At 35.6% G+C, this 13,423-nt stretch carries 4 protein-coding genes; all 4 read right to left on the reverse strand.

Annotation, left to right across the window (positions count from 1 at the left end):
• The coding region (locus IEW40_RS13670) for a beta strand repeat-containing protein (protein ID WP_188618677.1) at positions 1-4,667 on the reverse strand (4,667 nt) is incomplete at its 3' end.
• Positions 4,668-5,416: 749 nt separating this feature from the next.
• Positions 5,417-8,479 (reverse strand): RemA C-terminal-like gliding motility protein, encoded by a 3,063-nt coding sequence (locus tag IEW40_RS13675; protein WP_188618678.1) that lies wholly within the window; start codon positions 8,477-8,479, stop codon positions 5,417-5,419.
• A 703-nt stretch (positions 8,480-9,182) separates the two neighbouring features.
• On the reverse strand, positions 9,183-12,491 hold the full coding sequence (locus IEW40_RS13680) for a RemA C-terminal-like gliding motility protein (RefSeq protein ID WP_188618679.1): 3,309 nt from the start codon (positions 12,489-12,491) through the stop codon (positions 9,183-9,185).
• Between the two features lie 416 nt (positions 12,492-12,907).
• On the reverse strand, positions 12,908-13,423 hold a 516-nt coding region (locus IEW40_RS13685; protein WP_194461765.1), incomplete at its 5' end, for a T9SS type A sorting domain-containing protein.

Consider the following 13,423-nt stretch of genomic DNA (forward strand, 5'->3'; position numbering starts at 1 on the left):
CCACTGTACAATAGATTTACAGATACTGTTCCATTATTAGGAACGCCATAGAAGCTCCCTAAAAACGGGCTTTTTGTATTCGCATCATACGTATTATAAGCGCGGATGGCATAACCAATACCTGCACTGAAGCTATTGCTATAAGGGTCTATATACGTAAAACCATCGGTTGATTCATTATACGTGTAGTATCTGCTCGGGTGGGTGCCCGGTGAAAATGTTCGAAGGTTTTGCCCCGTAACTGGTGAACCCCAATAAGTATAATCTAATCGCTTCATTAGGGCGTTTCTTCTTACCGTAATGCTGCCAGAGTTGGTGGTATTGTTAATCTGCAATAAATTGGCCTCATTTTCCACTGTCATTTCTCCATTGTTGATGACTTCATTCAGCACCTTTACATGGTTTGTTGATTTAATCAACAAGGAAGCAAAAGGGTTTACCGTCAATTTTTTAGCTTCAAAACTATTTCCTGTAGAGACAGAAGTATCAAAATTACCCGCTAGAATGGCTTTAATCTTAAGATTAGGAAGACATTTGTTCCAATACCCAGTGGTAGTATTTCCGAAATAAGTGGTAGTATCGTGCACATCGCCCACGGTGATGTAGTGATTTCCTGTCGCTAAATCTAGTGGCGCTAATGTATAGCCAGAAATAGGGGTCGCTGTTTTAGGATAGGTCGAAGAATAGGTCGCTTCTGCCTCTAACCAAGTATAATCTCCATTGTATAAATTGACAGTGGCACTGCAAGAAGAAAAGTTAGCACCTTCATCAGAAAGATTCCATTGAGGAACTGGGGAAAGAATGCTTCCTCCAGAGTTAGCTTCTGTAATTTGCCATTTCAATTTAAGAACCCCTGTATTATTGAAAAAATCATACGGGTCAGCTGCATTAATGGCATCTGTAATATCACCATAGATGGTTCTAATTCCGAAAACATCTGAAGTCCCTGAATTGGTTATGGTAATAGGATTGTATGCAGAAGAAGAGCCAACAGGATATGTTTTAGCAGTTCCTAAAGTTCTTTTAAGTTCACCCGTGTCATTGGTTACGATATACTTGGTATTATTATATCCTAAAATATCTCCCGAAGCCCCAATGGTTAGATGATTGGTATTGAGTGTTATTTTACCTTGGCTAAGGGTAAGGTTCTTGTTAATGGTATTGTTATCGGTAGTACCAATACAATTTAATCCAGCAGCATTGTTAAGGGTAAGATGGTCAAAAGTGGTAGAACCCGCTATCGTTTGAGCAGTAATAGTGCTTTGTTTATTAAAAAATACGGTTCTATTATTTGGAGTTAATGTTCCACTGCCTGTTTGAGTCCAATTTCCATTGAGATAGACATCAGCATTATTTACCGAAGAAAGTTGCAAGCTTCCTGCCATGTTGATGTTACCAGCTACAAAAAGATCATAGGGCATATTATTTAACTTCAAGGTAGCTCCTGCTTCAATGGTTAAGTTCCCAGAGCAACCCAAATCATTAGGCGCAGGATAACCAAACGGACTTGCCCCATCTAGTTCTACCAAAGTACTATTATTTCCTTTGATGATAACATGATTAGGGTAACCTGCACCTGAGGTAGAAACCCATTCCATATTTCTGTAAAAACCATTAGACCCGTTGTTGTAAATCAAAAAAGAAGAATTTCCATAATCAGGAGAATGGCCAATGACAAAACCATATTGATTGATTTGAAATATAGCATTGATGAGCGTAGAACCGTTGGTTCCAAAATCTAAACCTACACTGGTTTGCAAGGTAACATTAGCATCAAATGTAAGAGTAGATGAAGAAGGGAAATAGAATAAAGCATTGGTTTTCCCAGGCGAATATTGACCAGTAAAGATAAAGTCGCCACTTCCTGTAGAAGTATAAATTCTTCTCACCCCTGTACTCCCTGCAAAACCGACCTGAATATTGGTTGACCGTTCTGCTGCTGCTGCAGATGGCGCAATAGAATTCATGGTGAACGATTGGTCATTAAGGTCTAAATTTCCATTAAGCAATTGCAAATGGTAGCTAGAAGAAGTGATGTTGCTATTGATTTGTACATTTGTTTTTTGCCCTACAGCTCCTGACAATTGTAAATCTCCAGCACTTTTATCAATAATTAAATAGTCAAAAAATAAATTACCCCCTCCTGTTTTGGTCACCAATTGATTTCCTGAGGAACCGTTGAAAAAAACAGCTCTTCCATTATTGAGTATACTGCTATTCTGCCCTACCGTATAATTTCCTTTCACTTTTAGGTCACCTCCAGAAGCGGTAGAAAGAACCAGTCTGGCTGTTAGAGGGTCTGCCCCAATGCTTACATTCCCATTGACTTGTCTAAAGGTATTGCTGCTGCCAAAATTCAGCTCAGAGCTGTTCACTTCGTCTCCAATGGTGAGATGATGAGGAATGGTAGAAGTAGGCCATTCTAAGTTAACCGTATAATTGCCTCCAGAATTATATTTTAAGGTAGAACCAGAGGCATATATAGGCGTACTTCCAGCCACAAATCCTCCAGCTTTAATGTTGAGAATATTTAGGATGGTTGGTGGTGCTGAGAAAGTAGCTCCTCCATTCAAAACCAAATTATAAAAAGAATAAGGCGAACTAGTCCCTACAAAAGAAGTCCCAGTACTAGAAACGGTTATTGTCCCTGTCTGTGCATTGTAAATTCCATTGTTGGTGAAATTACCAGACAAAGTCAGGTTGCCACTGCCTCCATTTAGGGTAGCCCCATTATTGATGGTAATGGATTTTGCCACAGCATTACTGCTTAATGTAGGCATATTAGGAGCGGTAGAAGGAATTACAACATCTGTAGTATTGGTAGGTACACCACCACACCAGTTAGACGCCGTATTCCAATCTGAATTGGTGCTTCCTCCCCAAACTCCTGGGGTGGTCACAGCTATAGCCCCTGAAACACTACTGCTAACAGAAGCACAACTCGCATTGCTCACCACTACATAATAATAAAGAGTTCCAACTGTTGATGTAGGAGGAGTAAATGTAGCCGTTTGCGCCCCATTGGCAGCTCCTAAATTAGTTCCACCAGTATTGGAATTAGTGGTATTACTATACCATTGATAGCTGATACCACTTCCACTAGCGGTAACACTTAACGCAACTGCAGGCGAATCTTTACAAATGCTTTGTGCCGAAGAGGAAGGCTGTATAGAAATAGCAGGTGGCGAGTTTACAGTAAGTACTCCATTGGTGTTGGTCGTTCCGTTCCAATTGCCAGCATTATAGCCCCCATAGACCCATTCACAAGTCCCTACTCTATACCTAAAAGTATAATAATAAGTTCCAGCAGATAAAGAGGAGCCAAAATTATTAATGGTATATCGGTCGTCATTACCAGAATCTTCTTTATATGCTGCATTCACCCAATTTGTCCAAGTATTTGGATTAGTATTAGATGAGCTATACCCAAATTCTACAGTAACTCCAGAACCTTGCCCCGCAGAATCGCTAATCCCCGGAATGTATAATCTACCTGTAACATTTCCGTTCGTGATATTATTCCCACTACAAATCGTTTGATTTTGAGTTTCAAGATTAGCAAAAAACTGAATAGGACGAATGGTAAAAGCTGCGCTTTCGTTGCTGATAAGAGATGGATTGCTTGAAATTACTCTTACTTTGTAAGCTGTACTGTAAGCTGCATTAGAGGGAATACTCAGCGAAATAGTACCAGAAGTAGTAGAGGTAACACTTGCTGTAGAAATAGGTGAAGCAAAAGAACCCGAAGCATTAGAAAGTTGCGCCGTAAATTGATTTCCAGAATTAAAAGTTCCTGAAACGGTATAAGGCACAGATATCGAAGACCCTGAACAAAATGGTGAGCCGGAGATAGCACCTAGAGAAATAATAGGATTAATATACCACTGTGCATATAATGTAAGATTATTGGTTAAAGTAACGTTAGCTAAATTAGCATAAGTAGTTCCTGAAGCATCTGATGCAGTATTCCAATTAGAAAATGTATATCCAGTTCTTGTATAAGCATTAGCGTTTAATGAGGATGCGGTATTATAAGTTACATATTGATTAGACATTGAACCTGAAGAAGCTCCATTGCCATCAAAAATAACTACAGGATTCTTGGTAAATGCAGCAGTAACTGGCGCATTATTAACCTGATTAAATGAACCACAATTATATCTTACTTGCCCAAAAGACCATATCTTAATATTGTATGTACCCGGAGACAAACTCGCCAACAAATCAATAGATTGGTTATCAATCGCTACAAATCTATTATTCCCTGAAGAACACATTACATTACTCGCTCCAGTACAATTTACCCCATATCCACCCACATCGAAACTACCAGTAATAGAAGATGGTTCTGATTGTCCGTTTAGCCAAATTTTGTATTCAATTCTACCAGAAACAAAATCTGAATTATCAGTCCAACCTGTTATGGCCATTCCATTAAGCACCAACGAATTAACATTTCCAAAATTTTTACCGCTAAAAGACTCTGCAGTATTGGTATTATAGGAATTACATGTACCAAAACTCCAATTGTTATATACTTTATACAAAGTTTTTGTTCCCCCATTGGCAGTCAGAATAACTCCTACATCACCATTGGCAGCTCCATTAGCTTTGATTTCATTAAAGGAAAAAAGAAAAAGAAATGCAACTATCCACCCGTAATTCAATTTACAATGGAAAGTGATTCTATTTAAAAAATAAAATTTTCTCTGGACATATTCCATAATTGACCCTTTAAAAAAAGTATTAGTTTTTTTTGTCATCAGTTCGTGTTTTTTTGTGTTTTTTTGGATTTCAAATATAAAAATTATTTTAATAGTTTGTTAATTATTTTTTAACGATTTTTTAAAAACATAACAAAATTCATATTTATTGCCACTATTATCTCATGATGATATAATAATAAATTATGTTAAATAAAAGGCTGATTACATGAATATTTAAACGTATGAACATCCATTCAATAGAGTATTTTAACTTATCTTTTAAAATTTAAGAATTTGAAAATTTGAAAAAGCAGTCTCAAGCTAAATGGTCTGTTGATTTTTTCAACAAATTTTATAGAGTTTTTAAACATCAAAAACCATGATGATACACGCTTTTCGTGATTTCTTAGATGAAGAAGAAAAACTTCGATTTCTGAAAAACCTCAAATCTCTCACTGCGAAGCCAAACTAAGCTAAATCGGACCTCAAATCTAGAAACTCGGAAGATGAAAGTAAGACGCTAGATGCCAGAAGCTATAAGCAAGAAACCAGACCCAGAATCTCGAATCAATCCATCTAGGGTTGGAGAAAAATTTTATGATAAAGTAAGTACTGATTCCTAAATGCAAAAAAAAGATTCTACTTGCCTACGTAAAAAGCAAATAGAATCTTGAAAGTTGTCAATTATAAATTCCCTAAAGGAACTCAATTTATTTTTTAAGAATTTTTTTCGACTGGGTTGCGTTAATGGTTTCTATATTCACAATATATAATCCAGACGACAATTTAGAAGCGTTCATCTCTGTATTTTTCCCCGAAGCCTTCCATTGATGCATCAATCTACCACTGGCATCATATACCGATACTTTATTGATGTTTTCTGGTGAACTTATTTTTATCAAATCACCAGTTTGGTACACGAGAAGTTCATTTTTAGATGAATTATCTGTTCCCAAAGTTTCGTTCTTGTATATAATTTCAAAACGCTGGTCTGTTACTCCTTTTGTTGCAGAAAACGTGTAATTTTCTTGAGATAGATTGGTTATTTTCCCTGTAAAATGATCTCTTAAATAGATAGGTTGTGCAGAATCGAAAATCCCTTCTTTTTCTTCAAGAGAAATAGTATAAGTACCATCTTCAAAAAAAGAAGCTCCTAGAGGCACAACATCATCATTGACCAATGGGTATTTTCGACCATGAATGGCCAATTTTTTATTTTCTAATATAGAATAAAAAGAATCTGATCCTACCACCATCAGAGGAGCATCATAATCTGTCTCAAAATCATTGGTGGCCTCTGGCTTATAAGCGATAAGGATTTTGTTTTCCATTTGAAGAGGAGTGCTTAACTTGAGCCAAAAGCGATCAACTGAATTTTCAGAAGAAGATTTAATAGCTACCCTATTAAAGAAATTACTATTAGAGCTAGTTTTTCTCATCGTATTGCTAAAAACGAGATTAGAGGTGCCACTTACTTTAGCTTTTACTAAAAAACCTTGCCCTACTTTTATTATATCTGTAGGTATTTTAGAACATTTTGTAGCATCAGTATTACATGCAGGGCTTGCAGCAGGCACACCACCACTTCCATTTAAAATGGCGTAATTGTTAATATACCCACCATTAGGATAATTAGCCCCTTGCATGGCAGGATTAGGATTAATATTAGTCCAAAAATAGGCCACTTTATTGATTACACCACTATTGGCACTGTAAAAGTCTTCAAAACTTATATCCGAAGGATATGGGTTGCCAACCAAATTATATCCATTTCCGGTTGAAGATTTTTTTACAGGTACCGTAACATCTCCATTATTTGGAACACCAGTAAATTGACCTACCACGGTGTTAGTGGTGGTTGATAAATTATTTGCCGCCCTAATGGCATAACCTACACCTGGAGAAAAACTATTGACAATAGGATCTACTGCAACAAACAAATCACTAGCATCGTTATAAGTATAAAAACGATTATTAAGTGTATTGGGTGAAAAAGATTTCAGATTTTGACCTGAAACCGGTGAGCCCCAATAATTATAATCTAATCTTTTGAGATTGGTATTCCTCTTAACAATAATTGGGCTGGTGTTTACAATATTCTTGTTCACTTGAAAAAGATTGCCATCAGACTCTACTTCAATAGAAGCACTTCCAGATAAAGTAATTGCTTTATTAATCTTAATATAATTATTTCCAGAAACCGTTAATTTCCCATTTTGAACTTCTATAGAACAAGCCTCAAAATTACCATTTACAGAAGTACTATAATTAGCTTTTATTATTGCTTTTTTATTAATATTCGGAACTCCACTCCATCCCGATGCCGTCCAAACTACTGTTTCTTGGCAAGGTTCTGGATAGTACTGAGAAACACTACCTAAAATAGCTGGCCCAATTTCCTGATTAAATTTATATTTTATCATAAATCTATTATTGGTATTATAAGCATATAATCTTACATACATCGTTTCTCCAGGATAAAGAAAAGAAACCAATGGATCAAAATTTAAAGAAACTGAAGCCCAAGAATTGTTATAACTCGTGTTATTATTTAAAACATAAACCCCTGATGAAAAAGATGAATCTTTGGAATATCTAATGGTTAAATTTCCTGTTCCTCCCTGTGATCTATACTCCATCACAAATTTTTTCAAAAGCGCATTATAATCATTACTATTGCCCGCTTTGATGGCAAATTGCAAATAATTACTCTCTTTATAAGAACCATTATTAATCTGTGGTGTAGGTAAATTATCTAAAAAATAGACAGTATTAGTCCCATCGCTACCGGCTGATACTGTCATTTCAGATGACAAAGCTTTGACACCTGTTACACCCGTCACATAATTGGTTGGATTTGGCAAATTATCATTAGAGCGCCATCTTACCAAAACTTGTTCTGCACCAGTACCAGAATTTTCGATGACTTGTAAAGTTACTTTTGCAGTATTAGAAACCCCAACAGAATTGGTGAGTGTATAATAAAACTCGTCATACCCTACAAAATTATTAGATGGCGTATACGTGATATTTCCAACTCCATTTATTGTAGCTACTCCATTTTCTGGTTGACTAGCAATATTAATTTGGGTAATAGGTGAAGTATATTTATACTCATCATTATCTAAAATATTGGTAAGAAGGGCTGTATTTTTATACGTACCTACTTTATCATCAGTAGCGGTAGCAATTACAGGGGTTACAAGACTTACATTACCTGTAATATATGGTGCAACGCTTCCACTATTATTATGTTCAATATGGAAATTATTGTTGGTATTGTAAACATAAATTCTGATGTAGAGTGACTCTCCTGAATTCACGGTAATTCCATTTAAACTAATCGTATTGGTAGTATAACTCGTAGAATTTACCCTTTCACCTGAACCCGTAGCCGAAGAAAAATCAGAATTTTTTGAATAAAATACTTGATATTTTTGCTGAGAGCCTCCCTGTGCTCTAGAATTAAAGATAAATTGATTAAAAACAATTTTATATCCAGCATCTGGTGATACTTTTAACTGAATATACCTAGAAGTATTAATGCTAGTACTAGAAGTATTGCTATTAAAAGAATAAAAAACATTCTCAGAACCCCAAATTTCATTAGTCAAAGAAACTCCACTCCCCAATGCTTGTATATTTGAAGAAGTGATATTTTTTTCAAGATTTGTGGGAGAAAAGTCAGCATTATACCATTTGACTAGATTAGTTTGTGACCAAATAAATGCAGGCCACACCAAAAGTAGCAAGAGTAATTTTCTAGTTATCATTGAATTTGTGTTTAATAGTTAATCATAAAAATTAACCGGGTTTATACATGAAAATCTTTTGACAAGCTTTTCATTATCGATGTTTCATTTGTACTGCAAAGATACATAGATTTTATATTATGATAAATCAATATCAATTTATACTATCAATCACTATGTTAGGATTATTTATAGCATCAGCACTAATAAGCAGAAACGATAGTTTAAAGCTATTAAACAATTGTTTAGCAAAAATGAAGCCAAAATGGAAATTCGATTTGTGGGTTATGAGTTTAGAGTTCTGATTTTTGGGTATTTAAGTAAATGAGAGAATTGAATTGAATTGAAATGATTGGATTGAGTTAATAAACTCAATCAAAATCTCTCCCTTTAGGATTGAGACAAAAGGTTTTGATGCAAAAAATGATAGAAGTGGAATACTAAATGCTAGATGCTAGATCCCATAAGCGAGATACTAGATACCAGACCCAAAATCTCGTATTTCGCATCTCAAATCTCGGTTCTCAGAAGATGCTAGATGCCAGACGCCATAAGCTATGAGCTTGATGCTGGAAACCAGACCCAAAATCTCAAATCTCGTATCTCGAATCTAAGAAAATAAAAATGAAAAGCCACAAGCCAGAAGCTAGATGCTAGATACCAGACCCAGAATCTCGAATCATTCATCATTCATCATTCATCATTCATCCCTCAATACGCCCTCCTACTTCTTCAAAATCTTTTTCGTCTGCTTTTGTCCACTTGATGTTTCTACAGTTACATAGTACATTCCTGAAGGATAGTGTGATGCATTGACTCGTGTTGTTTTACCCTTGACTTCTGATTCATAAAGAGATTTACCTGCCGAATCGCTAATCCATACTCTGCTCAATCCTTCTTGGCTATCAATCATAATCCAACCTTCTACCTGATAGACTTGTAAACCATTCTTAGAGAGATCCTCAATAGATAGCGTAGAATCAGGTTTATACACAATCTCAAAACGATTATTTACAACTCCTGCTTCTGCATAAAATGAATAGCCCCCATCATTAAGTTTGACCATTTTGTCGAGCAATTTATCCTTCAAATATATTGGTTGAGCATTCTGGAAAATCCCTTCTAATTCAGAGATAGCGATTTCATAATTCCCTGACTCATATAAAATTGCACCCAATGGAACTTTATCTTTGGTACTAAAATTAACGGTTCTGCCTTGAATGATCAGGTTTTTGTCGTCTTGTATAGAATAGAACATATCAGAAGACATGGCAATAGGTTCTGCATCAAAACTAGCATCTAATCCATTGGTCGCACCCGGTACATACCCTACTAAAAGGGTATTGAAGTTTTTAGCAGGCGTGGTCAATTTTAACCAATATTTAGGACTCTGCTTAGACGGTGCCAATCTGGAATTGAAAAACACTCCGTTGGTATTAGTCCTCATCGTATTATTAAAAGTAACTGCTGAAGTTCCTGCATTGGTTTTTTCTACAATAAAACCTTGCCCAACAGCAATTTCATTTGTTGGCGCTATAGACGAATTTGTGGCTGGAGTGCCTCCTGTACTCGTCAAAGTCGCATAATTGTTACCACTGTACGAAGCTCCTTGTTGCGCAGGTGGGTTTACATTGGTATTGGTCCAGAAGAAAGCTTTATTTTGAATAATTGTACTATTTGCTGAATAAAAACTTGTAAAACTTATATTAGAAGGATAAGGATTTCCTATCAAATTAAAACCCCTTCCATTTTTAGTAATGTTAATAGTTTTCGTACCATTAATAGGTACTCCAGTAAATGTCCAATCCTGTGTTGTAGTTGAAGTAAGATAATTGTTTGGAGCTCTAATAGCATAGCCTGCAGCAGTGGCAAAAGAATTAGAGAGAGGGTCTATGGTAGAGAAAAAATCTGTAGCTTCATTGTAAACATAGAATCTAGAATTCAAAGTATTAGGTGAAAACGACTTAAGATTTTGCCCCGTTACTGGAGCACTCCAATAGGTGTAATCTAATCGCTTCATCTTTGCTTTTCTCTTTACGATGATGTTTCCAGTATTGATTGCATTAGGATTAGTTTGTAAAAGATTGGCATTGTTCTCAAAAGTTATAGAACCTCCATTCACAATCATTTCATCTTGCAGTGTCATAGTATCACCTGAAGCAATTTTTACAGTACCAGAAGTTACAGTACAACTACAAGCTTGCAAATTGATACCCGTACCTGGAGAAGTATAATTGCCCTGAAACTCTATCGCTCTGTTGCTGACTTGTGCAGGGGTCCAAGAAGAACCATTATAAACAGCCGTTTCCATAGAGTAGGTGACTACATCTGTTGTGGTGCAACCTCCATTAGTAGATGTGGCAGTGTAAGTTGTAGTTACCGTTGGCTTCACATAAACGGTAGTCGCATGTGTACCAGAAACATAAGGCACAGTAGCAGCAGCGTCTGTAAATATTGTATTGGGTGATGAAGGACTTGATGACCAAGTAATGTTTTGCCTATTGGCAACCACAGAAACATTGTCAATAGCCCACCACCAACCATAAGAAGCATCATATTTGAATCTTATCATGAGGTTAGATTGACCTGCGTAAGCAGACAAATCAATAGAAACCAAAGAAAAACTACTAGTTCCTCCTTGACTAGATGTATAGGTTACTAGGTCAGTAAATGAAGTTCCGCCATTGGTTGATATTTGTACTTTTGCTGTATCTCCAGAGGCATAAAAAAAATGATGATAGAAATTAAGAATTGGTGATGTGCAACCAACCAAACTAAATAATGGAGAAGTAAGAGTTGTAGATGTAGTACTACCAAATCCTTGGCTATCACTATTAGACAACATGAAATTGGAATTATCGTTGGAATTAAAAGTAAAAAAACTTAAATATGTATACCCATTTGCCCTATTGGTCCAAGCTGCATTAGCTGGTGTTCCGCCTGTAGATGAATTGGTTTGAGTAAAAGTTCCGATACCAGAATTAAAATTTTCACTAAAAATAACGGCATTATTGACTACGCCTCCAGTAGCTGTAAGTGTTTTCACGGTATTCTTACAAACTACCTCGTTGGCATTGGTAATGTTGACATCTGTAGGTCCAGAATTAGTTTGAAAACTTGCAGTGGTAAAATTATCGTTTGTCGTATTATTATCTGTAACACCATTAGGCAAAGATGTAAACGCTGTAATGCTATAATTGGTACTAGGCGAAAAATTAAAAGAACCAATAGTAACATTAGCTGTGGCATTGGTTGCCAAATTACCCGTCCAAGAAAAAGGAGTTTGTGCTGCACCATTTACTGACCAATTGATGGTTGCACTAGTCAAATTAGAAGTTCCATAATTTCTTATAGTAGCAACTACGTTTTGGGTACCTTGACATGTTAGCGTAGGAACTGTGGTTACTCCAGCATCATTAGCTGGAGAATATGTAACAGATACTTCATCAAACCCTCCAAAAGCATTTGGAGTATTATTATTAGAAAAAAATGTAAATATTAAATTATTTGTAGTTCCAGCATAAGAATTAGGAATAGTTACTGATACATTAGTAAAACTCGAATAAGTATTGGATGGATTTGAAGGGTTTACTGTAGTCAACAATCCAGCACTTTGCGCAGTCGCATATATAGGAGTATTGTTATTTAAATATACTCTTAATAAATCATTGTTTGTATCTACAGCTGTTTGTCTATATTTAAATGACAATTGAATATTAGTAGCTCCAACAGGAATACTCAAAGTTCTATACAAATGAGTAATTCTTGTTTGACCTGTCTGCGAACTATTACCAATAAAAGCAGCTCTACTGCCATTAGAAACACCTATATGTGCAGAATTGCCAATCGACCAATTCTTGTTTGATCCTGTATTTGCAGCATTCCAATTGTTTAGTGCAAAAGTATTTCCTGTTTCAAAACCACCATCACCCGTAGGATCTAACAATGTTACTTGCCCCCATCCGTAAATAGAAGATATAATGAATAATAGCCTGAAAAAGGCCTTTAAGAAAGAAAGATTATTAGTTATCATTTTTGTGTTTAGAAAAAAATCTATTCAAAAAGCAATCCTTCTTGAGCTAAAGAGGAATTTGCTTCAAAAAATTATCATGTGTCTTTAGTGCAAAAATACAAAAAAAACAATACAAAAAAATAAAATCTATTCATTATCAAACAATTACTCATATTTATTATTAAATAATAAATTTAAAGACTTCAACATTCAATTATTTTAGGATTTAAATGAATGATTTATACCCCCATTGTTGAGAAAAAATTTTGATACAACCAATCACCAGATACAAAAAAAAGGAAGACTTTACTTCCTCTAAAACCGAGGCCAATAAAATCTTCCATTTTTTATCAAATAATACCAAGTACTCAAAAATCGTATCCCGTATCTCGTATCTCGTAACTCGTATCCCGTAACTCGTATCTCGAATCTCGAACCTACTTCACAATTTTCTTCACTTCTTTCCCTTTATCGGTTACTATTTCTATCACATAGACTCCTCTTGAGTAGTTCAAAGTTGAAATCATGACTTTCTTTTCTTTTTCTATACTTTGGTGAACCAATTTACCTGAGGCATCATATACTTTCAAGCCCTTAATGACTGATGGCGATTCTATGATGATATCATTTTGCTCTTGATAAACCACAGTAGATTGGTTTTTCAAATCTGTGGTGTTTAGTGTGCCTTGGTTGGTATACTGTATTTCGAATCGATTGGTAGTATCTCCTGCATTGGCGGTAAAAACATATTTTTCTTGAGAAAGATTCGTCACCACACCTGTCAGATAATCTTTCAAATATATCGGTTGTTGACTCGCAAAAATTCCTTCTTTACCATCAACAGATATTTCATACTGCCCTTGCAAGCCGAATCTTGTCCCCAAGCTCACTTTATCATCAACACTGAAAGGATATCTTCCTTGGATAGCCAATTTTTTATCTTCAGTTAAAGA

Origin of the sequence: Cloacibacterium rupense, from assembly GCF_014645495.1 — a bacterium.
Classification (GTDB): domain Bacteria; phylum Bacteroidota; class Bacteroidia; order Flavobacteriales; family Weeksellaceae; genus Cloacibacterium; species Cloacibacterium rupense.